Genomic DNA, 25,856 nt, shown 5'->3' with positions numbered 1-25,856 from the left:
AAAAACTATGCTTTTTGCTTTACTGGCAATAGTCTCGCCATCTGGCGATCCGTAAGGTGTAAAACTTTCCTGCAATATTCCTCCAGCTTAACAAGCGTTGTGCTGTCTGAAAACATTTCTTCCGGAAAGCTGTCAATTAGCCGTCTCAGGACAAAGTACTGAATGGATGCAGGTGCTTTTTGGGAAAAAACAGCGGCAAGAAGTTCTTCAGACGCTGTCACCGGGCCTGCATTGGAGAGAACGCTAATAAAACCAGCCAGCGCTGCTTTAAGTTCATCTCCTACATACGCACCGTAGCTTGCCGGGCCATCTGAAAATACCGTCAACAGTACCTCTTCGCCATTCCCTGTTAATAGGGGGATGCCTGTGGTCTTAAACACAATTGCGTTAATATACATATCCAGTATCCCTTTTAATTGATCGGCTGATCGGAGCACTTCTGAAAAGGGGAACTGGAATTTCTCCCTGCCGGAGCTAAGGAGGTACAGCATTACATCCTTTGCATATGAAGTGGCCTCCTCAAAATTACCTGCACTGACAGCCACCCGGAATGAGTTAAGGTATTGCTCGATCTTCATGTACATCCCGTCCCTGAACCCGGTGTCAATCAGGTAGTCTATGTTCTCTAAAGAAAGCGCCAGATAATCTGCTGCCTTTTGGTAATTATTCCCTTCCGCGTAGTAGTAATAAGCTACCGAAGGGTTGATAATACTTTCCAGTGTATTCCTGGAAATTAAATTTTCCGACTCATTTTTAACAACGGGGTTGTTCTCCAGCTTTGAAAGGAAGTAACCGGCAAGGTTCATATCTTTATTCTGACAGGCTCTGAGCAACTTCTGGTGCATACCGTAGAAGTAGGCGTGTTTAACCCGTTCATTGCAGAAATCTGATGCAAACTCCTGCACGGCATAGAAAATATGACCCTTGTCATATTCCACTGTATTTGGTTTCGCAGATGTCCCGGCATTCTCATTATGTTCAGCTGGTGCCGCGTCCAGATAGCTGACAAGGTCTTTTAAGCTTATCATGGCTTGATCAAAGGGTTTTTAGGTTAGACTTATCCATCAGATACTGGAGCACCAGCCTGTCTTCCATATTGGCCTTCATTGAAGGGCATTCCCCTTCTCCATTATACCATTTCTTCGGGCACTCTCCGTTACAGACGGGGAACAGGTTGCACTTGCTGCATTTGGGAACCTTATATTCCGACAGGTCATCATACCATCCCCTTACCTCGGTCTTATGATTGTATGTGTCACTTTCCTTAAGCAGGTTCCCGATGATGTATTTCTCTTCGTTGTATTTAGGTGTATATGGGAACTCATAACAGGGAGTAATGTTACCATAAGCGTCATACACCTCGCTATGCTCATCCACGACCATACACGTAGCAAAGTTCCGTTGGGGCAGTATATAATCAATATTGAAGCCCTTTTTATATGCATACATGAACCATTCGATCTCCCATTCGGCAAATGTCATTACGTCCAGGCCAACATCATCCCCTGCTGTTTTTTCCCCCCAGTTGTTCAATGGCGAGAACCCGAGGTCCACTTTATCTTTCAGGCCCAGATCGCATAGCCGGTCGATGAAGGAGGTCACGTCCTGATAATTGGTGACATCAATATTCATCCGGACAAAAATGGGGCGTTTCACTTTTGCCGTATAATAATCTTCGCTGGTTATTTCCAGGATATTATTCATAATGATATCAAAAGTTTCAGTCCCGCCTTTGGTGATCCTTCTTTTATCATGATGCTCCTTTGTTGTATCAACTGTTATCTGGAACCTGTGAACGTGATGGTTCAGATAGAGTTCCCTGAAAATATCCTTTTTTAAGCTCAGTCCATTCGTGATCATATTTGAACTATACGGAATTTTCCGCTCCCTGGCTAAAGCGATTATCCTGTTGCTCAGGTTTAAAATAGTCGAATATGCCATTAAGGGTTCCCCTCCATACCAGGTAACGCTCATTCCATCAGCGTCTTTTTTCTCCGCCAGTAAATAATTCAATCTATCCATGAGCTTTTCCTGGATCTCCTCGGACATGACGTGTTTGGTGTGCGACTGGCCACAATAAAAGCAGCCAAGCTGGCAATTCGCAGTCGCCTGTATCGTCATGGCTATTCCCCTGGTATCTTTTACCCCAAGACGGTTGATCGCTATTATTTCCTGGAACTCATCCGTCTCTTCCGGCACTATAAGTTCATAATCCATCAGCTTTGTCAGCCTTGGAAGATCGATCTTATCAAATTCACCATGCTGGAGCGTTGAATAGAAAGATTCTGAGATCAGCATGGAAATTCCCGTACGTGTGGAAAAGAGTATCCGTTCCTTGTTCCTGCTTTCGGGATTAAGCGGCTCTGTAGCAGCGATGTACTTCGATAATTTAAACTTCATAGCATAATTTTTGGGGAGGATTACCCTACTTTTTACAAGTAAGGTAATCCCGCTAGTTTAATAATAATCTCACTACCTCTATGCAGCTGCATAACTGCTACCACTATTACAGGTGCAATTTGTTTGCGTCGGCTTGGTATACGAACTTCCATTGTTACATGTACAATCCAATACACCACCTCTGGCAAGGGAGGCTTCCTGGAAATTAAGGACTTCAAAGCCCTGATCTTCCTGGGAGCTGTCATTGGCCTCATTGAATTTTTGCAGGGCCATTTTTAAATTCTGGGATCTCATACTTGAATTTAATTTTGAGGTAATTAATCAGCTAAAGTTTTACATTGTTAAGCTATTATTGAATGGCATAGTAGCTCCCATGCTGAGGTTCAATGAACGTTTGGCCAATGTTTACTGAAAATCTTAGAATATTGAACAACACGAAACAAGGAACTATCTTGACCGTTGTTTCTCATCTTCGTTCCTGAAGTCCCTTTGTTTGGTGTTTATTTTTTGGTTACCGAACTTATATTGAAATGCGACTCTGAAGTACCTTGAATCATAGTAGTTATTATAGTGCTGGATCACCCCGCCCACAGTGGAAGAGAGCCTGGCCTGCGACCTTTTCAGCATGTCATTTACCGTGAGGCTCAGGGAAGCTTTACTTTTCCATAATTTCCAGCGAAGCCCCCCTGTCAGGTTATAGCGGTCCGACTGTTTATAAATACCCATAAATTGCGGGGCTGCATACCAGATTCCCGCCTGGGCAGACAGGTTCCGGCTGATCTTAATAGTATTGTCCATATTGAAAGAAAACGCTACTCCATTTTCTTTCTGTGGCAGGAACGCCACCTTCTGATCAATGTTCTGATAAAAAACTGTCAGCTGGTTAATACTCTCCAGCCATTTTATCTTTTTGAAAATATAGAAAATGTTCACTCCGGCGTTGAACGCATCATATGAATTCTGCATCGTATCCACAACCAGCTTTGTGATGGCATCAGGGATAGCGATCTGCGCGGCCACGTTCGAACTGAACGACAAATAGGAAGACACACCCAGGAAATCCTTATGGTCGTAGTTAAACTCCAGGTTATTCACGAAAGATGGCAGGAGGAAAGGGTTTCCCACGCTGTAATAATTACGGTTTATATAACGCGCAAAAGGATTTAAACTCTGGTAAGAAGGCCGTTCTATTCTCCTTCCATAGTTAAAAGAAAAGGTATTGTTGTCGTCATGCCTGTACGAAATGTAGAACGTGGGGAACAGGTTAAAATAATCGTTCCTGTAAGTTTCCTGCAGCGTATTTGACACCCCTTTTGTGTGAGTAAGTTCCGCCCTTAATCCGATCCTGGCTTCTATCTTCTCTGTCAGGCTTTTATCAGCAGATGCGAAAACCGCTCCTGTTGATTCGTCAAATACAAACTGGTCGTTATTCCGGAAAAGGATATTGGTGTCGGCCAGAGAAGCATACGAATTCAGGTTATTTACGCTCCTGGATGCCAGATACCGTGCGCCGTAGTTTACGTTCAGCGACCCGATCCTATGTGCTATGTCAAGATTAATAGAATAATTGTCAAATGTATTTTGTCCCAGATTACTCGAATACCAGTTTGATCCCCGGAAGAAATGATAGGCGCTGTCGTAACTATTCGAAGTAAAGATCCGGTCATTGTCCCTTTCGCTGGAATAGTAGTCAAAGTCCAGCATAAGCCTGGCGCCGTTACTATCCAGCTTATAGGTAGTGTTGGCATTCACGGACAGGTTATACCCATCCCTGGTAGATCGGCCGCTTCCAAACAGCATTGAATCGATCCGTGTACTCCCAGCAGAGGTAATATTGGTAATACTATTATCCACGCTATGCGGCATGCTCCGGCTATAAAATACCTGTGTACCGATATTCCACCTGGAGCTTATATCGTAATCTGCTAACAGTCTTGCATTATAGTTCTCTGAATAATCACGCCGGCTGCTATATCCGTACCATGTCTGATCGGTATACTCAACCAGCGGCCGTTCTATTGCCGCATTGGAACCGTTTGTGTAATTCGCGCCGGCCGAGAGGGACAACTGCTGCTTTTTGTAGTCGAAGTTAACGCCGGCAGTCCCTGTAGGATAAGTACTCTGGGAATAGGATGAGCGTAATGTGCTACTCCAGAAATCCGACCTGTTCTTCTTCAGTACTATGTTAATGATCCCGGAATTCCCTTCGGCACTGTACTGTGCCGGGGGGCTGGTTATTACTTCTATTTTTTCTATTGCATCGGACGGGATCGCCCTGAGATAGCTGACCAGATCTGTTCCGGAAAACTGGACCATTTTCCCGTTTATCATAAAGGACACTCCACCTTTACCAGCTATTCCCACACTCTCATTCTGCACGCTCACGGCGGGCGTTACAGACAGTACATCAAGCGCGTCTCCCCTTTCCGCAGCCAGGCTGTTCTCCACATTGAACACAAACCGGTCAATTTTTCTCTCGAAAAGAGGCTTGTTACCAGTCACTTTTACCTCTTTCAGCTGACTGGCCTTTGGCCTCATTATCACTTTAACAATCGTGTCGTGGAAAGCGGACAACAGGAACTGCTGCTGTATATAGTTGATATGACTGAACTGAGCCTGGTACTGACCGGCAATAATATGTTGGAATCTGAAAACACCCAGGCTGTCTGCTAAAACAGCAACAGATTTAATGTTTCCCCCGCTAAGGGTAATCGTAGCGAAAGCTATTGGCTGACCATCTTCATCAGTGATCTTCCCATTCAGGGAGATTTGGGCTGAAGCATTTAATACTGATAATACACAAACAAAGATAGCTGGCAAGATTCTCATGGGTAACCAATCTATATGTAAAAAAACGCTCCTTACAAATCCCTTCCCTATAAAAAATTTGTATTCAATTCATTAATTGATTCCCTTGTACTTCCTCTATAGATTGGCGCCGGATAACATTTAAAATACCGTTCATTCTCTTTGGTTATTATACGATTAACAATTATAACTTCTTATGCAAAACGGGAACACTGGAAAGGCCGATCCGGAATGATCATTACAAAGTAACTGTGTATGGTATGCTGCACGGAGGGTCGTGCAACAAAAGGGAGAAACCGAGTCCTCATAAGCTTCCGGGATTTGGGTTCATTAAATGGTAATTCTAAATTTAATAATTAAAATTTTAAAAAAACAACTATTGTAAGAGAATTTTTTTTCAGGACCTGCCATGTCATTTATTAACAGATCATACACTGTTTCTGCCATGAATGCAATAGGTATATTATTTTTGATTGACACTACAAGTTGGCTATCACAAAAGAGTTATAAGCCACATAACTTTTTACTTCGTTACGGCACTATATCAATCCTGATGACGATTTTATTACGGGATAAATTTTACAAACCGGGCTCCTGGTTGCGTGAACTTTCCTGGTTATCAATGAAAACCAAACTGACTGCCAACAGCAATTAAATGATTGAAATAATCAATGCGATTAAGCAAAGAATAAAGTAAATTGGGGTAACAAGTATTCCTCAGCCATTACGGCTGCCGCCTGGCAGCCAGCCAATGGCACTAAGAAAGCAGGGATCATGGTGTTTGCAGGAAATGTTGATTCTTCTTATACGAACAGGATCTTCAGAGCAATAACCAACTAATTAATAAAGAAGGAGTTATACGACACAACTCCTTCTTTTATCACTTCTTAACCTATTTAGTGATAATTTCGCATCAAAATCATTGATTTGGGTGCTTCTGTTTTCTTAATTACTCCGCCTTTTACACAGCTGAACACGCCTTACCCGGCGACGGCCTACCTGAAAGGTTTTCTCAATACTAAAAACATTACTTCTTTCCAGGCAGACCTGGGGATTGAAGTAACCATTGCCTTGTTCTCAAAGCAGGGATTACAGCACCTTTTTGCTAATATCAACGCTCCTTTATCCGAAAATGCAGCCCGTATCGTTGCATTACAGGACGACTATATATACACCATCGATGATGTAATCGCTTTCCTGCAAGGGAAGAACCCTACCCTGGCACACAGGATCTGTAAACGCGATTTCCTGCCGGAAGCGAACCGCTTTGCCCAGCTCGATGACCTGGACCATGCATTTGGTTCCATGGGTACACAGGATAAGGCCAAACACCTGGCTACCATGTACCTCGAAGACCTCTCCGACCTCATCATGGAAACCGTTGATGAACACTTCGGCTTCAGCCGTTATGCAGAGAAACTGGCCCGTTCTGCCAATAGCTTTGACGAACTGTACGAAGCCCTGCAAAAAGACTATACTTACATAGATCAGATACTCATAGATATCCTGGAGAAACATATGGCCGCCGTACAGCCTAAAATGGTGGCTATTTCCGTGCCTTTCCCGGGTAACCTGTATACTTCCCTTCGCTGCGGACAATGGATCAAAAAACACTACCCTTCCGTGCGTGTGGCAATGGGTGGAGGCTTTGCCAATACAGAACTTCGCTCCCTTTCCGATGCCCGTGTATTCGAATTCTATGATTTCGTTTCACTGGATGATGGGGAAGCTCCTCTGGAAAACCTGTTCGCCTTTGTAGAAGGGAAAAAAGAAATAGAAGAATTAAAACGCACTTTCTCCATCGTTGACGGCAAAGTCACTTATTCCAATAACCAATCCTGCACTGACTATAAACAAGGCCAGGTAGGTACTCCTGATTACAGCGACTTTCTCCTGGATAAATATATCTCTGCCATAGAAGTAGTCAATCCCATGCACCGCATGTGGAGCGACGGACGCTGGAATAAACTGACCATGGCACATGGCTGCTACTGGGGTAAATGCACCTTCTGCGATATCTCCCTGGATTATATCAAACTCTACGAACCTGTAGCAGCGCAACTCCTCTGCGACCGCATGGAAGAGATCATTGCCCAGACAGGGCAAAACGGCTTTCATTTTGTAGATGAAGCAGCACCGCCGGCATTAATGCGTGCATTGGCCCTGGAAATCATCCGCCGCAAGCTGACCGTCAGCTGGTGGACGAACGTGCGCTTTGAAAAGAGCTTTACCCGCGACCTTTGCATCTTACTGAAAGAATCCGGCTGTATCGCTGTTTCCGGCGGACTGGAAGTTGCATCCGACCGTTTACTGGAACTCATACAAAAAGGGATCACAGTATCCCAGGTAGCACAGGTCAATAAACACTTCACAGAAGCGGGCATTATGGTGCATGCTTACCTGATGTATGGCTTCCCTACCCAAACGGCACAGGAGACAATAGACTCCCTGGAAATGGTAAGACAGATGTTCCAGGCAGGGATTCTGCAATCTGCCTTCTGGCATCAGTTTACGATGACGGCACATAGTCCCGTAGGTATGGAACCGGAGAAGTTCAATGTGCGGAAAGAATCATTGACAATTGGCTCCTTTGCCAACAACGATATTGTTCATATTGATGAAACAGGTACAGAACATGAACTGTTCAGCTTCGGACTTAAAAAGTCCCTGCTGAATTTTATGCATGGCATCTGCTTAACAGACCCTTTACAGAAATGGTTCGATTTTAAAGTACCTAAAACAAAGATCTCTCCTGATTATATTGTGAATGCCTTAACAGAAGATCATCCTGGTACCGGTAAGCCTACAGCTAAAGTAGTATGGCTGGGTAGAACGCCTGCTGTAGAAAACTTTACCAAGTCTAAGAAAGGGAATACCTGGGAGATGGCTTCACTTACTTTTCAGAATAAAAAAGAGAAATACGCAATTAGTGTGGACCAGGCTCAGGGTAACTGGCTGGCAGGAATGCTGGAGAAATTATCTGTGGCTAACCCAAAGACTTATACGCTGAAAGAAGTTATGGATAGTTATACAGAAGCAGGGTTGGAAGACTTTGAATTATTCTGGGATAATAAACCGGTGAATACGTTGTATAAATTCGGGTTGCTGAAATTATAAACTGTTTATAACAATAATATTATAATTTTGCTGTATATTGAATATTAATGCTTTTCGACCCGTCCAATGAAATAAAAAACGCGTTATCCTATGCCAGGCAATTCTCCCTGGAAAAAGAACTCTTTTACATAGATAGCCAGATGATCCTGCTTGGGTTACTGGATTCTTTTACCAACACCCTTGAAATTGAAGATCCTGAAAAGGAAAGGATCATCACCTGGTTACAGGCACTGGACTGGGAAAGAAATACCTTTTTTAATATTCTTACGTCCATCCCTATTACACTGGAAGCGGAACGGATGTTGAAAAATGCAGCATATTATCAGAAGAAACTGAAAGATGAATACCTGCAGCCCTCCCATATTATGCTTTCCCTCCTGAGTATTGATAATCTTTGCCGGGTAAAACTGGAAACTTTAGGGATCACCTTTAGCACATATCTGTTACGGTTAGAAGCATCAAGAGGTGAGAAATTACAGGTACCATTCAGAAGTCCACGGATAAAGTCTTCCCGTAACTTCCCATATATACGCTGGTTCTATAAAGCCAGAGAAAGGATAACGCTGGCGAAAAAGCATCTCGCGGAAGCAAGGGATTTCCTCCAATACTACGACAGGAAGAGTTGCAGAAGGCTTTGCAGGTATATCCTGCAACTGGACCCAACACATACAGAAGGATTGTGGTTGATGGGAGTAGCATGGGCAGCAGACCGCCATTTTGAAAAAGCGGTCCCTTTTTATGAGAAAGTATTACAGAAGCATCCACAGCATATAGGCGTGCTTTCACAACTGGGAAATTGTTATAGTCAGACCGGCGACAAGAACCGTGCAATAGAATTGTACCTGCGTGCTTTATCTGTCAATCCATCCTCTCCCGAATTACTGAATGATGTAGCATTCGTACTGATTGATCTGCAGCAGTATGACAGGGCTATTACGTTGTTCGATCAGGCTATTGCAATTGATGACCAGCACTCCAATGCATATAGTAACAAAGGGTATGTATTAATGCGGCTCGGATATTTTTCACAGGCAAGGGAGCTGTTCAGGGAAGCGCTGGAGATGAACAAAGGGAACGCATATGCCTACAGGAATTTCGCCCTGCTCTATTTACAGGAACGGAATATTCCTGCTGCAAAGGAAATGTTGCTGAAAGCACAGTTGTACGGCTTTAAAGGTAAATATGGGAATGAGGTAGATGGATTACTCCGTAGTATCGATAACCTGTAAAAGCGAAGCAGGTCAGGACATTGCCCGACCCGCGCTCTCAACATGTCCCCCTTCTGAAGTCAATCAATAATTTGGATTTTTTGTAGCTGCACTTTCAGCAGAAGCAGGGTTTAATTCTACTTCATCAGCAGGTATATCCCAGTAATCCATGAAATTATAGTTAATTGTAACATTCTTATTCAGAACACTGGCAGAAGTGAGCAGGTTATTTCCATAGCTACCACCTCCGTTACTTATATCATAAGTCCAGCCCCATCTCCTGCTATCATAAAAAGATAATCCTCTGAAAACAAGCGCCACTCTTCTTTCCTTTACCAGCTCAGTAAGAGCCGCAACCTTTGTTAAGCCTGTTCCTGAAACAGCGGCAACGCCAGCACCTAAATATGTTCTTACTGCATCTATATAAGCCAGTCCCACATCTGTATTACCTAATCTTATATTAGCTTCTGCCAGCATCAATGCATTTTCTTCATAACTTCCGCCAATGAAGACTTCATATGCTCCTACCGTTTTACTTCCATAAACATATACACCATTTGTTCCCTTACCACCATCTATTATACTATAGCGTGTACCAAAGGTATAAACATCCTTGTAGGTAGTAGTAGTATCAAAATTGTTGGTGACGCGCTTGTCGCCGGTTTTAAAGTTCTGCATAAACCGTTCACTTAATTTGAAGGTTGAAGAGGTGTTAACATTTGTGGTTAATGCAGCAACTGATCCCCCTGAAGCGGAAAGGAATCCATTGGCAGCAGCACTTCTTCCGGTAAAAACATAATCTCCCTGCTGTATCCCATTTGTGACAAGTGTCAATACGCTGTTCCAATCAGCTGTAGTCATTACAGTGGTGGACGACTTTGTAATGGTTGCATCCGGATTGCCATTTATAAAAGGAGCCAGTTTATTCACCAGGATATTCCTCGCCAGCATTGTATTGATATTCCTGATCCACATAGTTGTTGTAAGAACACCACCATTTCCTACCTGGCAAAAAGAAGGAATCAGCTCTCCTAAAACGGTACTATAATCCGAGGTACTGGTAATGCCTGTCTTTAGTAAATCAGCAGCCTTATTCAAATATGTATTCGATTCAGCAATGATTGAATCCTTTATCAGATATTTATTGCTGGCTCCGCCGGCATCGTTGATGATCAGACCTGAATAATACATTGATCCGATAGAAGCATAGGCATATCCCTTCCACCAGTAGCACCACGCTTTGATAGTATTGGCTTTGGTAGTTGCATCTCCGGAAAAACTGATATTGTCAACCAGGCTTAATACAGTATTGCAGGCACCGTTAAGAGCATACATATTCAGCCACTGGTAATAAGAGGCGTTATTTCCGGCCCCTGTCTGGGCCCTGGTATTATTAGTCCTAAGCTGGGAAATGTTAGATACCGAAGTAGGTACTTTGGTATTATCATCCAGGATGTAATATTCCGGAATACTAATCGTACTTATTAACTGGTTAGCAGCCTCTGCTCCCACAACATCTCCCAATAATTCGCTGTAGCCATAGGGTAATGAGAAATAGCTGTTTCCAAGCCAGTCATCCCCATTATGAAACCCGTTCACATACACGGCACCAATTGACAGTGATATAATGCCGGATTCAGTATTCACGTTACTCGACACTGTAGGGAGATTAGGGTTCCCTACATTCAGTTCTTTCTTACAGGCAATTGTACTCAGTAAAAGTATTCCACTAAAAAGTACTAAAGCATATTTATAATTATTCATGATTTTCTTTTTAAATAAAAATTAGAATCCAACATTTAAACCAATCATATACGATTTTGAATTCGGCAATGTACTATGATCTACGCCTCTGTCGAAAGAAGAGTTCACGGCACCCGAGCTAACTTCGGGGTCAAACCCTGTATACTTGGTTACGGTAAGGAGATTTCTTCCTGTTAATACCAGTTGCAGTTTTTTGAAGTATTTAATTTTCATCACTTTGGCAAAGTCAAATCCAAGAGAAATGTTTCTTAGCCTTAAGAAAGAAGCATCTTCATAAAAATAATCTTTAGTTGCATTGTTTCCTGGTCCATGCAGGCTTCCCCACAGGCCGGAGTATGCACTGCCGTAATAAGCAGTATAGGCAGCTGTAGTGCCGTTAATCGTTACAGGTTTGGAAAAATCTCCGCTAATACCATCGCGGTACATCCACTCTTTTGTCTGATTGTATAAATGGCTTCCATATACCCAATCAAACTGGAATGAGAACGTAAGGAAATCTTTATAGGTAAATGCATTAATAAATGAGGTATTGAACTTAGGATTAGGGTCCCCGAACGCATAGGTCTCAGAACTAAACTGAATCCCTCTGGTAGCTGTATCTACAAGGTAACCATTCACAACCTGATATTTTCCTGCGTCCGCGTCCGAAATATATCTCGTACCATCTTTATAGGTAGCATTCGTGCTTGTTAAAGCTTTATATCCGTACAGCTGCCCGATTTTTTGTCCCGCAGTTAATACCAGTGCAGTGCTACCTGCTGAAGATGTCAGGATAATATCTGACCCTCCGTTAATCTTATCGATCGTAGAGGTCTGACGACCGAAATTGGTCGTGAAGTTCCATGTAAAGTCCTTATCATGATACACAGGCAGGTCTATCTGGAACTGGATACCTCTGGAAGACATATTTATTGCATTATTAAGGATCCCCGTAGAACCAGAAGAAAGCTTGGAACTCACTGTATAAATAACATTTTCACTCTTACGTTTCCAGTAAGTAAACGATCCGTTAACCGCACTTAACCATGCCCCCTTTCCTATATTAATTGTGAAATCCGTACCAGCCTCCAGTTCTTTGGAAACCTCTACCTGCAGAGCCGCGTTCTGTGTTGTTGTCGGCACTGAATATACAAGTGAAGAACCAATAGTACTCTGGTTTAAAGTTGGATATCTGTCAAATGGACCAGGTTGAATTCCAGCCTCCCCATAGGCCGCTCTTAGTTTAAAATAGGGTATTTTACCTTCTAACTTATCTCCCCAGAAGTTAAAAGAAGAAGGCAGGATATACCCATATGCGTGCGGGAAAGTAAAAGGGGCAGCACCACTGCCAAAAGCCGAAGACCAATCACTTCTGAAACCTCCTGCTAAACCACCATAATCCCCAAAATCAATTTTCTGGTTGACCACGTAACCATAAGTAACAAAAGTCTCTTCATAATTCCCGTTAGTATTTGTAACGGTCGAAGTTGGAGCAACATGTACTTCTGAAGCAGAAGATAAATTGATAGGGGATGTAAGCGGCAGACCTAAACCATACACATCATTTTCCTTGTATTTATTTTTTCTGTAGTCGAACGAAACCTGTGTGCTGGTCTGAATAGGTACATTTATATTGAAATCCTTTTTGAAATCGGTTTTAAAGTATGCACTGGCCAGGAAGTTCTGGAAAATGGTAGTGTAATTCCATTTATCTATCTCACCGGTACGATTGGCGGCAAAATTACCAGACCATGTGTCGTAATAAGTTGCATTTGTATTTTGCGTCTGGTTAAGATAGGTCCATGTGCTGCCTTCTGTTCTGTAGTTAATGCCATATTTCGCATCCAGTTCCAGGAAATGGTTCACTTCATAATTGGCATTGAAACTCTGAACGATATCAACCTTGTTATCCAACCCGGAAGCGTATTGTTTCACGTAATAAGGGTTAAATGCATTGATACTCAGAAAGTCCGCGGTCTGATATGCAGGTGAATTTCCATCTGCCAGTTTACTCTTCAGATCAAAGAAAGGAGAAGTATTTAAAAACCCAAAGACACTACCGACATTACCCGCAGTATTACCTTTACCATATAAATAGCCTCCGGCACCACCTAGTCCGGGTACAAGCGTATTCTTGGTATATATCACCTGCGTTATTGATCTGAGCTTAAAACCCTTGAATATCTGTGTACCCAGATTGGTCGTTAAATTGGAACGGTCAACGTATCCGTTATGCATAACGGGGCTGACTGTATGATTATTGGCAACAGATATATCGAAATCACTTTTTTCGCTTGCTCCTGAAATATTAATGTTGTTATTCACAGAACTACCCGTCTGAAATACCTGTTTGAAGTGGTCATAATATTTCAGGTTGGCATTATAGGATTTATTAGCAATGTTATTGGGATCAAGTATAGCATAACGTGTAGCACCACCATAAGTATAAGATATACCCTCAATGGACCCTACATTATCATAACTTAAAATATTACCCGACGCATCTACAATATTATTATTTGCATCTGTTAAATAAGGATGCAGTTTAGCTTTTTGCACATTACCATTGTTGAGATAACTATTTGCGGTATAACTACTGGAAAAATTAATAGCGACTGGTCCCAGCTTACCTTTTTTTGTGAAGATCTGCATCACCCCATTGGCCCCCTGTGCTCCATACAGAGACGCTGATGCAGCCCCCTGTACCACTTCTATTCTATCCACATTGCTCAGGTCCAGAGAATTGAGATCTGTAGCTGAAAGTTGCACACCATCCAGCATGATCAATGGTTTCGTACCATTCTGCACTGTATTAACCCCTCTCAGTAAAATATTTACAGGATCTCCGGGATTTCCACTGATAGAAGATATCTGAGCCCCGGGAATTTTACCGATCAGGGCCTGATCGACAGAGGTAGAAGAACCATTCACTAATTTTTCCGCCGTAACTGATTCAACTGCAATACCGAGTTTTCTTTTGCTGGTAGCAGTACCAACACCTGTTACCACCACTTCCGACAGCATTTTTTTATCTATACCAAGTTTAACATTGATTACGGAACCATTCACTATTACTTCCTGGGTTTCATATCCAATTGCCCTGAAAATAAGCGTACGTGCCTTTGAGACATTAATACTAAAAGCGCCGTTACCATCAGCAATTGTAGCGCCTCCTCCTCCTTTGATCTGAATAGTTGCACCCGGAACTGCAGCACCCGTTTCATCGAAAACGGTCCCGGTAATCTTTGATGTATTTTGGGCCAGCAAGGGACTGGTAACTGCATGGCATAGCAATGCCATAAAGCATAATAAACGCTTAATTTTCATAATTCTGTTTTAAAAGTTATTATTACCCGGAATAATCCTGCATAAGGAAGCCTGCTGACAGATTTCGCGAAAATCCAGTCAGTTCAGCGTATTATTCATTGTTCACATAAATAAAACTGCTTATCGCACTATAAGACACAGCCTTTTAATAGTACATATTGCACATACCTTTCCCTCTCTGATAGCTGAATTTTCATTCAGGTCGGCTACGATAAAAAATAGATTAATGGTAATAATAAGCGTGGAATTAAGGCTTCATAATACACTGAACATAAGTTTCCCTATAGGCATATTATACAAGGCATTCTTATGACAAGTGAATTATCATTTGACTTTAACAAACAACAGATCAAGAAAAATAAATTGGAAACCTGAACATTTAAAGAAATTGCAGAAAAGCAATTCCAAATCGTTCACTTACAATGCTATACGCAAGTTTTTATCACAATAAAGCTAATATTTCGATTTTGGTTGTATTTATCTAGTTGACTCTAATTTAGAGATTTTTTTTAATTATTACCAATATTTTAACAGAAACAATGGAAATAACTAATATATATTTAAATATAATATAATAGTAATTCAGGTTAAATATTCGTGAAGGAATAAGTTTACAGGGCAGGGACGCTACTTACTTCAGGATAGGCTACCTGATAGTATTCACCAGGACAAAAAACTTTGCTACCCCTTTTTTATACCATGTAGTATGCATTAATACTCTTCTGTAAAAAATGATAGTAGCAGCAGCACAGATAATACCCGCTGCAACATCCAGTACATAATGATGACTGTTATACACCGCAGAGAACCAGATACCCACGGCAATCACCGCAAACAAAGCCTGGAAAGCCACTTTCATATGATGTCTGGAATAGTATAATACCACCAGCGGATAAGCAGAATGCAGGGATGGCATCGCCGCAAATACATTGGAACTTTTGGAATAAAGCGCAGTGAATATATTCGCGTTCATATGCTGATCAAACCTTGTTAATCCTGCCGGATTACCAGGCGTGTGCGCAATGAAATCAAACCCATGTAGCTGTACATACCAGGGTGGTGCGGCCGGGTAGATATAATAAATCACAAAGCCCACAAGATTTACCAGTAAGAAGGTAGCTGAAAAGTGGATGAATGCCTCTCTGTCGTTATAGAAAAGATAAGCAGCAAAAATCAGCGGCACCGGTACCCAGCATAAATAAAATATCCCGGACATGATATCTATCCAGGATTGCGAATGTGATAACCAGTATTCGTTGGGTGTTACTTTTACGCCATTTACAACTACTCCGAAAAGAGATTTTTCTGCTTCGTAAAGGTCCTTAATATGCACAGTATTATACAGGTAATTAGGGAAGGCTTTCATGTAATCGAACAGGACCCAGTATACGATGAAAATAGAGAATCCTGTGATCAGATGACGGGTATGCCAGGAGAAATAATAACAGGCATTAAAAATAACCACAAGCCATAACTGGTCGGTTTTGAAGCCAACCAGCCAGGCTGATAGCAACAGGTAGGCAATACTTATAGTTGTAGTAAACAGTAGTGTTTTAATATCGAAACGTCCCTTGCTTGTCATGCTGTTTGCATCTTTAATACCCGCAGGACTATCACGCTGAATCATCATGCTCTCTTATGGCTTAATTTGCTCCTTTATCTCTTTTCCACTGGCAGGATCAATGCCTTTCAACTCTATGTATACAACATTCGGGAACCAGAAAGTCCCTCCTTCGATCTGCAAATAAATACGGTTAAGGATGGCCATTGTATTGCCGATCTTTGCATACACATGATAATCGCCCGTGGGAGATTTCATCAGGAACATCTCTTTCTTTGCATAAGCAACAGAATGTAATGAATACTTATCATTGCCCAGAGATTTCACTTTGATACCATAAGCAAATTTGCGCTGTATGTAGTTAAGGTCCTTTTTCTCTCCGCCATCTGCATATCTCATCCAGTAAACGCTCACCGGTTCATCTGTATCCAGTGTACCATCCTTTTGTATGTTCAGATCGTAGATAATGGTATTGATATTAGGCGTACGCTGCATATAAAATAACATATGCGGTATGTTACTGGGAACAGGGAATACCGGATCTCCAACATGCTTGCCTGTATCTTTACCATCTCCTGCAAAAGTCATCAGCGGTAATGCCAATAAAACCAGCCCTGCAGACAATGCTTTTTTAGCATCCATCAGGCGCCCTATAGCAGTGATGTTGGTCATGACAGCCATCACGAACAGCGGGATAGTGAAGATGGAGATCGTCTCGAATATATGGAAAGGGATACCTGGTACGAACAGTTTGTAATCCCCGCCGATGTAATGCGACGTAATACCACAGGCAATTGCCGATACAGAGATGATCACTACCCTCTCCGGACGCTGCATTAAACCTCCTTTACACTCTATTCCCAACCCTTCTGCACGTGCCCTGGTATAACTTACCATCATAGAACCGATCAGCGCTATAAAGGCAAATATGGAACTCAGGAAGTAGTGATGTCCTATCAGGTAATAACAGATACCAAAGAATAATACCATTTCGCTGTAGCGGTCCAGTACGGAATCGAACAGGGCTCCAAAACGGGAACCCATATTACCCAGGCGGGCAACCTGCCCGTCCAGCATATCAAATAAACCGGCAAACAGTGTTAATGCGCCTGCCCAGCCTACATAAGATAAATCTCCGCGATGTCCTTCCTCTACTCCTGATACGAATATGATCACTACACCTATATTTAATGCGAAACCTATAAGGGTGACAGCATTGGGAGTAAGTCCCATTTTAATCAACCCTTTTACTATCGGGTTGATCACCAGATAAATCAACTGTTGTAATTTATCCCTCCATTGCTTGTTCATGCTCAGTTACTGTTTAAAAATCAAATCTGAAACGTGCCCTTACTCCGTATTTGGATACTCCGGGATTGTCCAGGTACGTAAAACGCCTTACGAGGTCTACCCTCAAAAGCTTAAATATATTGGCAATACCTATACTACCTTCTATATAAGGCCGCTGACCCAGTGTATAAGTAACCGGTACGTTGGTGGTGTTATCCTTTGAGAACTGGATCAGTGAAGGATCTTTATTTGGATTGTTTTCAGGACGGAGCCCACCATATAAGACCTTGACTGCTGCCACTTCTCTGAACTTCAGCCTCTTGAACAGCGGAATTTTGTTAAAGATAAAACCGTTAAAGTTATGATCAATATTAATACTCGCATACCTGTCACTCACAAACTCCAGGAAGTTCATTAAGTTATATGACTCCAGCTGGTAAGCATATGACTGGTTAGCACGGTGTACGGTCAGCAGCGGATAAGGCAGCTTACCAAATATATACCCACCTTCCAGTACGATCTCACTATATCCCAACTGAGACAGATACGCCATCTTATAAATGTTCAGGGAGATATTCTGATAGTTGTAACCGCTTCCTGCTATGCCTTTCACCCCTGCAATACCCCTGAGTGTAAAGATAGGATACTTATTGGCGATAGGGATACGGTAAACTTTACCCTGGTAAAACTGCTCATGAGGCGCCCAGCGTAATTCCAGTGAGAACTCGGCTGTTTTGATAGGGTTCCTGCCATCTGATGTGATAGGGTCCGTATTTTTAAAATACTTCAGCTCACCGGCAGGTGTTTGAGTCCAGTGTTTAAACCCGGCATCAAAAGAGAAGTGATTATTATACTCGTTCAGATAATGCGCGATGTAAATATCATTGTACAGCCATTTATCATTGTTACCTCTTTTAAAGGATAAGAGGAAGTTATCTTCCTGTATGAACTGGAGTTCCTGACCGGGTATTTTGGTTTCACGCTGTGCGCTGACAGTGATAGACCGGATAGGGAATTCGTAAATCGATTTATGATTTAAAGCATAGGTAGCTCCCAGGTAGCCTTTCCATTGTTTGTCCTTAAAACCATAAGCGGCATACGTTTCCACGTAGAAACTCTTATTGAGTTTAGGCGTTGATCTTCCACCGAAACGCAACCTGAAACCTTCTACCGGGTTAAAGCTATAAAATGCATTTACCGGGCCTACTTCAAAAGGACCTACCGACTTATAACCTGCTAATAACAAGGTGGCTATTTCCATCGTTCTTTTGAACGATTTCATATGCTGCAGACTGTCGATATTACTATATACTTTGGATTCGGCGGTAGATAAAGTATCATGACGGTTATTTGCCCAGAAGCTGTCGGGTTTCTGTAGCTTCTCATCTTCTTCTACCAGTGATGGCCCTTTGTAAAAATCTTCCGGCTGGGGTTTGTTGATCTCCATGTTTTTGATGGAAACCACGCGTTCTCCATAAATACCGCTACGTCCCTTAAACACGCCAAAATCCGCACGCATGGTACTTCTGTTCATGAAATACCTGCCGTCCGGTGTTTTTTCAAAGTCAAGATAAAGATGGAAATCACGTACCCAGTTCAGGTTAATATCTTTGTTGGCAGTCATATCCGCTTTCTGTACGGCATAGTTGCCATCCAGCGTGATATACATTTTACCTTCCAGTAAGAGATCGGTTTTACTACGGGGATAAAACTCCAGTTCTATCAGCTTTTGTCCATCGGGTGTAGCGATCGTATCCGCGATATAGTATTTGTAAAAAGTTGGACCGGCATTGGCGATAGGGCTCAGGAACTGGTTGGTAAACAACATCATATTGTTGTCATACATGTCCACATCCTGGTAAATATGCCTCATGTAGGCATTCAGCCCCTGATTATCGATGTAATTCTCGAAATTCACTTTTTTATCAGCGGTCACGATCACTCTCTTTTTCTCGGGGGATTTTCTGTAGTAAACGTCTGCCAGTTTCTCTTCCAGGTAAACAGGCAAGAGGGATTTACCCTCCATTTTGGTAGTATCCTGGTTATCAAAGATAAACTTGTACTTTTTGGTAAAACGGCCATTCTGTACTTTGGAAGACAGGTTACTCAGCGCAAATTCCATCTTCTCGTACTGATTATATTGTGCGTAATCGTAGTGTGTCATCCGGTTCTTATCCCGGTTATCTATCACTAAGCGGATCAGTTCCACCGCCGGATTATCCTTATTGCGGTATTTTTCCTTCTTCTTTCTTACGACAATCTCGTTCAGTGTCTTACTGGTACTTTCCAGTCTGAAGTTTATTGTTTGTTCCGTCCCCCGGGTGATGCGTTTATCTACGGTCTTGTACCCCATAAATGCAACACGTATACTGTCTCTGGTAGCATCAAACTGCAGCTCAAAATGTCCACTGGCGTCTGTAGCCGTCCCAATGGAAGTCCCCGGGATGAATACATTCACGAAAGGCAGAGGTGACAGGTTTTTACTGTCGGTTATCTGTCCTTTCACTTTAGTGGTTTGAGCAGATGCTATATTAAAGCCAAAAGCGATCAGTAAAGCAACTCCCGTTATTATATTTTTAATTCCATTCATCTATCAAGATCATTTAAAAACGAATCGCTTCTGTATTATATAGTTATAGGTAAAACCTACGATTAAATTCACTGTAATTTTGGCGTAAACATAAGGCAATATTTCATAATTTACCAGTCCCCAGACACCCCCTGTATTCAGTAACATATTGCCTACCCATACAAGAACGTATTTGACCGCCTGTACGCTGACCGCCTTGTTTTCCTTCTCAAATACCCATTGTCTGTTTACATGAAAGTTGGTAATACCCCCTGCAACGCTACCGGCTATATTAGCCGCTATATACCAGCATTCCAGGTAGTTAAGCAAAAGAGCTGTTGAATAATCCACTCCTGTAGCGGCCAGTGAAGAGGCCTGCGCCTTTATAAACTTCCACGGCATCTACAGCAGATTAAAATAAAATACTACCTGTAAAATCAGGTTTGAATAAATTCCCGCCAGCACATCATCAAACATCACTCCCCACCCCCCTGGCAGTACTTCCAATTTCCTTATTAACAAAGGTTTACGAATATCGAAAAAGCGAAATAATACTAATCCCGCCAGCACATATTTCCAGTTTACGGGCAGGAAAAGTAAGCTGATGCACATGCCTGCCACTTCATCGATCACCACTTTTTTATCGTCTTTGCCCCAGTAGGGCTCTACTTCATTTCCAGACCAGACGCCCAGTAAGGTAATGGCAATGGTAAAAATTAAAGGGCCGTATCCCGGCTGATGCTGGCCAGCCAGCACCAGGTACCAGCAAAGTGCTGCAACTGCAGCTGCGACCGTTCCGCCGCCTTTACCGATGTACCCGATGCCGAGACTGGTAGCCATCATTTTATGTATTCTGATCATCCGTTGAAAATATTTCTTCGTAGTAGTCCAGTCCCAGGTGGGTGATCAAGTCTTCACCCATCAGGTAACGGAGCGTATTCTGCAATTTGGCTAATTGTTTAAAAATGTCATGTTCGGGGCGTAATCCCGGTGCTGTCTGAGGCGATTTAAAATAGAATGACAACCACTCCTGTATCCCACTCATACCTGCCCGTTTGGCAAAATCGATGAACAAAGCAAGGTCCAGCACAATGGGTGCTGCCAGGATTGAATCACGGCACAGGAAGTTTACTTTTATCTGCATTTTATACCCTAACCACCCAAAGATATCAATGTTATCCCAACTCTCTTTATTGTCTTTACGCGGAGGGTAATAATTGATCCTGATCTTATGGTACAAATCCCCATACAGGTCCGGTGAAAGTTCAGGTTGCAGAATGTCTTCCAGCACGCCCAGCTTGGAAACTTCCTTGGTTTTAAAGTTATCAGGATCGTCCAGCACCCAGCCGTCACGGTTACCCAGTATGTTCGTAGAAAACCAGCCTTCCATACCCAAAGCACGTGCCTGAATACCCGGAGCCAGGATGGTTTTCATTAAGGTCTGGCCTGTTTTAAAATCTTTCCCACCGATCGGAGTGGCCGTTTTCCTGGCCAGTTCGGTCAGGGCCGGGATATCACAGGTAAGGTTAGGCGCTCCGTTGGCGAAAGGAATGCCCATGCTGATGGCCGCATATGCGTAAATCATACTGGGAGCAATGCGGGCATCGTTGTCTTTCAGGCCCTGTTCAAATTTAGCCAGGGATGAATGTACGTCTGCCGCTTCGTGGTATATCTCCGTAGAGCCACACCAAACCAATACGATACGGTCGCAACCGTTCTTTTGCTTAAAGTCTGTAATGTCTTTTTTTACGGCCTCAGCCAGGTCATAACGTGTTTTAAACTCTTTTACGTGTGTGCCATCGAGGTTCTTAACAAAACTTTTGTCAAATGCGGCCTTCATCGGTACTATAGATTCCAGTTCAGGACGAACGGATTCCAGGAGAAAGCGGTCCAGTACCTCTGCTTTTACGGCAGCCGTGTAAACATTATCTTCATAAACGTCCCATCCACCAAATACTAAATCATTGAGGTTAGCTAATGATACGAAATCCTTGATGAAGGGGTTTCTATTTTCCGTTCTTTTACCCAGGCGGATATTACCCATCTGCGTAACAGAACCAACAGGTTTTGAGAGCCCTTTCTTAATTGCTTCTACTCCTGCGATAAACGTGGTGGCAACAGCGCCAAGCCCGGGCATTAATATGCCCAACTTACCCTGTGCCTCTTTGATTTGATGTTTCATTGGTTTGCTTTAATTTAATCTAAAACCATTTATTGTTGGTGTACCATTCAATTGTCTCTTTCATACCTTTTTCAAGGTTATAAGCGGGATTGTAACCAAGGTCCCTCTTAATTTGCTGTATGTTACAATTCCAGCTGGGGGCGCTCACTTCCAGCAGTTTATCGTTATTCAGCAATGGAATCCCACGACTCATCTTTTCTAAAAGGGTAATTGCAGGCTTTGCTAATGCAAGGGGCACATGGATCCGTAACATACGTACGCCAAAAATACGCCGGGAGATGTCTGCCAGCGCATATCTGCTATAACTATGCCCATCGGATATATTATAACCCGTTTGTATAGAAGGCGATGTTAATGCCAGCATCACAGCATCTGCAAGGTCTTTCACATATACAAAACTCAGTTGCTGGGGTTCCCTTCCCATATGAAATTCAAATCCCTTTTTAAATGTTTTGAACAGCACGAACAGGTCCTTCTCCAGGGGACCATATACTGCTGTGGGCCGCAAAACGATCCATGGCAGGGCAGTCATAGTGGCCAGGTACTTTTCTGCCCGCAGCTTGCTTTTGCCGTACAGCGTAACCGGATTGGCATCTGCTCCGTCGGGTACAGGCCATGCTGCATCATAGGCTACCGGGCCAAGAGCAGCCAGGCTGCTGATGAATACAAATTTCTTCAGCGGGATAGCAGCCTTTTGGGCTGCCTGTGCCAGATTCAGTGTATACATGGCATTTACAGCATCATAATCCGCTCCTGTACGCGCTTTGGTGGTACCCGCTGCATGAATGATGTAATCATACTGATGCTCTTCCAGGAGTTTGCATAAACTCTCCTGGTCCGTATAATCAGGAATAACATACCTGAGGTTAAAATGTTGCAGATGAGAAATGTTACTGGAAGATCTGATAGCAGCATGTACTTCCATACCGGCATCATAAGCTGCCGATATCAGATGATATCCTACAAATCCACTGGCACCGGTAATTAAAATCCTTGGTTTCATAATGATTTTTCATAGATCCTGTACCGCTTGTAGGGATCTGCATTTATATGCATCAGCGCTTTGTTCATGAGATCATTATGTTCCAGTATCCAGGAGGCTTCTGCAAACACGATTCCTTTCTGCCAGCTTCTTTGGATCAGTTCTCCGTAGAAACACGCTTCTATTCCCATTTTCCGGTAAGGCTCCAGTACCCCAAGGGCTATTACACGCACGGCCTTTACCTTTTTGCGGTTGAACAATAATTTGAAAATACCGGACGGTAATAAGCGTCCGCGTTTTATTTTAATAAAAACCTGGTTCATATCCGGGATACAGAGTGCAAATCCTATTGCTTTGCCATTCTGTTCTGCTACCAGGCAGAAATCCGGGTCCATGATCAGTTTCATATCATTGGCGAGATAGTCGAACTCCTTTTCTGTCATAGGAACAAAGCCCAGGTTTTCATTCCAGGCACTGTTATAGACTTCATGGATTTTCTTTACCTCTTCCTTATATTTTTTCATATTCACCTTGCGGATAGTGATATCCCGTTTTGCCAGCCTTTCCTTTAACATTGGCATCAACCGGTACGGTTTATCATCCAGCGCATTCACGGTGATCTTCCACGCCAGCAACGTTACTTTCTCGCGCAGTCCTGCATTTTCCAGCAGGTCTATATAATAGGGACGGTTGTACGTCATCATGATCACCGGCGCACTGTCGAACCCTTCTATCAGGAGCCCGCAGGTTTCGTTGGTGGAGAAGTTCACCGGCCCGATAATGGTTTTTAGTCCGTGCCCTTTGAGCCAGCTGGCAGCGGTCTTCAGCAGGGCATCACTTACTTCCTGATCATTAATACAGTCGTAAAAACCAAAAAAACCATCCTGTGCGTTATTGAAAGTATTGTGATTATTATTGTTGATGGCAGCGATCCTCCCCACTACAGTATCATGGCGGTAAGCCAGGAACAACTGTACCACTGAATGTTCATGGAAAGGATGTTTCTTCCAGGAAAGCATGTCCCGCTGTGCGATGAAGAGTTCCGGTACATAATTATCATCATACCGGTAAAGCTCATGGGGGAAATCTATGAAGAGCTGGAGTTCTTTTTTGGAGATAACACGTTGAATACGCAAACCGGTGTCTGACCTGGTTGGTTTCTCTAATGTCTCTATCATATTTTTACCTTTAAAGGAATTCCCGCCTGTATGAAGGCGTCTGATAATTTTTCGACCGCCGTTTCTATCTGGCTGAATGTATGACTGGCCATCAGGGAAAATCTGATCAGTGTTGCATCCGGGGATACTGCCGGGGGAACTACAGGGTTTACAAATACTCCTTCGTCCTGCAGTAAACGGGTGATATAAAATACCTTTTCTTCATCCCTGATATAAATAGGTATAACGGGAGTTTCGGATACTTCCCCCATATCGAACCCATATTCATTTAATAATGTGCGTGCATAATTGGTATTCTCCCACAGACGCTGAATATGTTCAGGTTCTGAAGTGATAAGGTCCAGCGCTGCTATCACACTGGCCGCGGAAGCGGGCGTCATGCTGGCGCTGAAGATGAGCGACCTGGCAGTATGTTTCAGATATTCGATCATATCAGTATCTCCGGCGATAAAACCTCCCAGGGAAGCCAGCGATTTGCTGAAGGTTCCCATGATGAGGTCTACCTGGTCTGTTAACCCGAAGTGAGAAGCCGTGCCTGCGCCCTGCTGTCCCAATACCCCTAAACCATGTGCATCGTCTACCATTACATGGGCGCCATATGCTTCTGCAAGGGACACGATTTCCGGTAAACGGGCGATATCCCCCTCCATACTGAATACGCCATCTACAGCGATCAACCTTAAAGATGACTGCGGAAGTACCTGTAATTTTGCTTCCAGGTCTTCCATATTATTATGACGGAACTTGATCACTTTTGAAAAAGAAAGACGACTGCCATCTATAATCGAGGCGTGATCCAGTTCATCCAGCAGAATATAATCATTACGGCCGGTAACACTCGACAGTACTCCGAGGTTAGCCTGAAACCCTGTACTGAACACAATTGCCGACTCTTTCCCTACAAACTTCGCCAGTTTGTTTTCCAGTTCCAGATGAAGGTCCAGCGTTCCATTCAGGAATCTCGAACCTGCGCAACCAGTGCCGTATTTTGCAATAGCCTGCATGGCTGCTTCTTTTATTCTCGGGTGATTAGTCAGTCCCAGGTATGAATTGGAACCAAACATCAATACCTTCTTCCCATCTATAAAAACCTCTGTGTCCTGGGAAGAGGTAATAGGCCTGAAATAAGGATATAAACCCTTTTCTTTTGTACTATTCACCCTGGCTAACATGGCCATTTTCGATCCTAACATTTTGCTCATCTCATAAATCTTAAAAGACATAACACTACCTCAGACTTCAGGCGAGTCTGAAGATCTATAGCTGTTGAAAACAACAGGGAACAGACCTGCAAATGCGCAGTGTCGAAATAATATAATTGCAGTATGCGAGTTGTAGTTTAAGCAGTTCTCTAATCGGGACGCCTAACAGTTTGAGAGTTGTGGTTCAAGCAAATAAAATGGCGGTACAAACAGCTTTGAAGTTGTAGTTTTAAGTAACTGCAGGAAGGTTTTTTGTCCAATTCCTGACTATGGCACGAAATTAGTCAAA

17 protein-coding genes are annotated in these 25,856 nt (G+C 42.9%); 2 read left to right on the top strand and 15 right to left on the bottom strand.

The annotated features are described in order from the left end of the window. Positions 1-5: 5 nt before the first annotated feature. The 4 genes from GO495_RS22130 to GO495_RS22115 all read right to left on the bottom strand — a co-directional run bounded on the left by GO495_RS22130 (position 6) and on the right by GO495_RS22115 (position 5,229). Entirely contained in the window at positions 6-1,028 is a 1,023-nt protein-coding gene (locus GO495_RS22130) for a hypothetical protein (RefSeq protein WP_157301918.1), read from the bottom strand. Positions 1,029-1,035: 7 nt separating this feature from the next. Continuing rightward, positions 1,036-2,400, bottom strand: a complete 1,365-nt coding sequence (locus GO495_RS22125) for a radical SAM/SPASM domain-containing protein (RefSeq protein WP_157301917.1) — start codon at positions 2,398-2,400, stop codon at positions 1,036-1,038. 78 nt (positions 2,401-2,478) lie between these two features. Continuing rightward, entirely contained in the window at positions 2,479-2,694 is a 216-nt protein-coding gene (locus GO495_RS22120; RefSeq protein WP_157301915.1) for a hypothetical protein, read from the bottom strand. Between the two features lie 153 nt (positions 2,695-2,847). Next, positions 2,848-5,229 (bottom strand): TonB-dependent receptor domain-containing protein, encoded by a 2,382-nt coding sequence (locus tag GO495_RS22115; RefSeq protein WP_157301914.1) that lies wholly within the window; start codon positions 5,227-5,229, stop codon positions 2,848-2,850. A 906-nt stretch (positions 5,230-6,135) separates the two neighbouring features. Between GO495_RS22115 and GO495_RS22110 the strand changes: the two genes are divergently transcribed. After that, on the top strand, positions 6,136-8,325 hold the full coding sequence (locus tag GO495_RS22110; protein ID WP_157301913.1) for a B12-binding domain-containing radical SAM protein: 2,190 nt from the start codon (positions 6,136-6,138) through the stop codon (positions 8,323-8,325). Between the two features lie 47 nt (positions 8,326-8,372). Then, positions 8,373-9,554, top strand: a complete 1,182-nt coding sequence (locus tag GO495_RS22105) for a tetratricopeptide repeat protein (protein ID WP_157301912.1) — start codon at positions 8,373-8,375, stop codon at positions 9,552-9,554. A gap of 63 nt (positions 9,555-9,617) precedes the next feature. Here GO495_RS22105 and GO495_RS22100 read toward each other — a convergent pair whose 3' ends face one another. The 11 genes from GO495_RS22100 to spt form a co-directional block, all read right to left on the bottom strand. Beyond that, complete coding sequence (locus GO495_RS22100; RefSeq protein ID WP_157301910.1) at positions 9,618-11,297, bottom strand: RagB/SusD family nutrient uptake outer membrane protein; 1,680 nt, start codon at positions 11,295-11,297, stop codon at positions 9,618-9,620. Positions 11,298-11,318: 21 nt separating this feature from the next. Then, positions 11,319-14,603: a SusC/RagA family TonB-linked outer membrane protein gene (locus GO495_RS22095; protein WP_157301909.1), complete on the bottom strand. Its 3,285-nt coding sequence runs from the start codon at positions 14,601-14,603 to the stop codon at positions 11,319-11,321. Between the two features lie 646 nt (positions 14,604-15,249). Next, entirely contained in the window at positions 15,250-16,233 is a 984-nt protein-coding gene (locus GO495_RS22090) for a phosphatase PAP2 family protein (RefSeq protein WP_240915298.1), read from the bottom strand. 6 nt (positions 16,234-16,239) lie between these two features. Beyond that, a complete protein-coding gene (locus GO495_RS22085; protein WP_157301908.1) occupies positions 16,240-17,475 on the bottom strand; it encodes a DUF4833 domain-containing protein in 1,236 nt (411 codons plus the stop codon). 13 nt (positions 17,476-17,488) lie between these two features. Continuing rightward, on the bottom strand, positions 17,489-20,044 hold the full coding sequence (locus tag GO495_RS22080) for a DUF5686 and carboxypeptidase-like regulatory domain-containing protein (RefSeq protein WP_157301907.1): 2,556 nt from the start codon (positions 20,042-20,044) through the stop codon (positions 17,489-17,491). Positions 20,045-20,053: 9 nt separating this feature from the next. Continuing rightward, on the bottom strand, positions 20,054-20,425 hold the full coding sequence (locus GO495_RS22075; protein ID WP_157301906.1) for a GtrA family protein: 372 nt from the start codon (positions 20,423-20,425) through the stop codon (positions 20,054-20,056). Further along, on the bottom strand, positions 20,426-20,884 hold the full coding sequence (locus tag GO495_RS22070) for a phosphatidylglycerophosphatase A family protein (protein WP_157301904.1): 459 nt from the start codon (positions 20,882-20,884) through the stop codon (positions 20,426-20,428). Then, positions 20,868-22,205: an inositol-3-phosphate synthase gene (locus tag GO495_RS22065; protein WP_157301903.1), complete on the bottom strand. Its 1,338-nt coding sequence runs from the start codon at positions 22,203-22,205 to the stop codon at positions 20,868-20,870. The genes GO495_RS22070 and GO495_RS22065 overlap by 17 nt, the downstream gene beginning before the upstream one ends. 19 nt (positions 22,206-22,224) lie before the next feature. Next, positions 22,225-23,208, bottom strand: a complete 984-nt coding sequence (locus tag GO495_RS22060; RefSeq protein WP_157301902.1) for an NAD-dependent epimerase/dehydratase family protein — start codon at positions 23,206-23,208, stop codon at positions 22,225-22,227. Beyond that, a complete protein-coding gene (locus GO495_RS22055) occupies positions 23,205-24,365 on the bottom strand; it encodes a hypothetical protein (protein WP_157301901.1) in 1,161 nt (386 codons plus the stop codon). The genes GO495_RS22060 and GO495_RS22055 overlap by 4 nt, the downstream gene beginning before the upstream one ends. After that, positions 24,362-25,567 carry a serine palmitoyltransferase gene (gene spt / locus GO495_RS22050; protein WP_157301900.1) on the bottom strand — a complete coding sequence of 402 codons (1,206 nt, stop codon included), beginning with the start codon at positions 25,565-25,567 and terminating at the stop codon, positions 24,362-24,364. The genes GO495_RS22055 and spt overlap by 4 nt, the downstream gene beginning before the upstream one ends. Between the last annotated feature and the right edge of the window lie 289 nt (positions 25,568-25,856).

The organism is Chitinophaga oryziterrae (assembly GCF_009758125.1).
Classification (GTDB): domain Bacteria; phylum Bacteroidota; class Bacteroidia; order Chitinophagales; family Chitinophagaceae; genus Chitinophaga; species Chitinophaga oryziterrae.
Note: the sequence above shows the minus strand (reverse complement) of the source record. Positions and strands in the feature narration are given on the sequence as shown.

Coding starts and splice junctions, on each gene's coding strand:
- GO495_RS22130 (WP_157301918.1), bottom strand. CDS start 1,028: ATGATAAGCTTAAAAGACCTTGTCAGCTATCTGGACGCGGCACCAGCT.
- GO495_RS22125 (WP_157301917.1), bottom strand. CDS start 2,400: ATGAAGTTTAAATTATCGAAGTACATCGCTGCTACAGAGCCGCTTAAT.
- GO495_RS22120 (WP_157301915.1), bottom strand. CDS start 2,694: ATGAGATCCCAGAATTTAAAAATGGCCCTGCAAAAATTCAATGAGGCC.
- GO495_RS22115 (WP_157301914.1), bottom strand. CDS start 5,229: ATGAGAATCTTGCCAGCTATCTTTGTTTGTGTATTATCAGTATTAAAT.
- GO495_RS22105 (WP_157301912.1), top strand. CDS start 8,373: ATGCTTTTCGACCCGTCCAATGAAATAAAAAACGCGTTATCCTATGCC.
- GO495_RS22100 (WP_157301910.1), bottom strand. CDS start 11,297: ATGAATAATTATAAATATGCTTTAGTACTTTTTAGTGGAATACTTTTA.
- GO495_RS22095 (WP_157301909.1), bottom strand. CDS start 14,603: ATGAAAATTAAGCGTTTATTATGCTTTATGGCATTGCTATGCCATGCA.
- GO495_RS22090 (WP_240915298.1), bottom strand. CDS start 16,233: ATGATGATTCAGCGTGATAGTCCTGCGGGTATTAAAGATGCAAACAGC.
- GO495_RS22085 (WP_157301908.1), bottom strand. CDS start 17,475: ATGAACAAGCAATGGAGGGATAAATTACAACAGTTGATTTATCTGGTG.
- GO495_RS22080 (WP_157301907.1), bottom strand. CDS start 20,044: ATGAATGGAATTAAAAATATAATAACGGGAGTTGCTTTACTGATCGCT.
- GO495_RS22075 (WP_157301906.1), bottom strand. CDS start 20,425: ATGCCGTGGAAGTTTATAAAGGCGCAGGCCTCTTCACTGGCCGCTACA.
- GO495_RS22070 (WP_157301904.1), bottom strand. CDS start 20,884: ATGATCAGAATACATAAAATGATGGCTACCAGTCTCGGCATCGGGTAC.
- GO495_RS22065 (WP_157301903.1), bottom strand. CDS start 22,205: ATGAAACATCAAATCAAAGAGGCACAGGGTAAGTTGGGCATATTAATG.
- GO495_RS22060 (WP_157301902.1), bottom strand. CDS start 23,208: ATGAAACCAAGGATTTTAATTACCGGTGCCAGTGGATTTGTAGGATAT.
- GO495_RS22055 (WP_157301901.1), bottom strand. CDS start 24,365: ATGATAGAGACATTAGAGAAACCAACCAGGTCAGACACCGGTTTGCGT.
- spt (WP_157301900.1), bottom strand. CDS start 25,567: ATGAGCAAAATGTTAGGATCGAAAATGGCCATGTTAGCCAGGGTGAAT.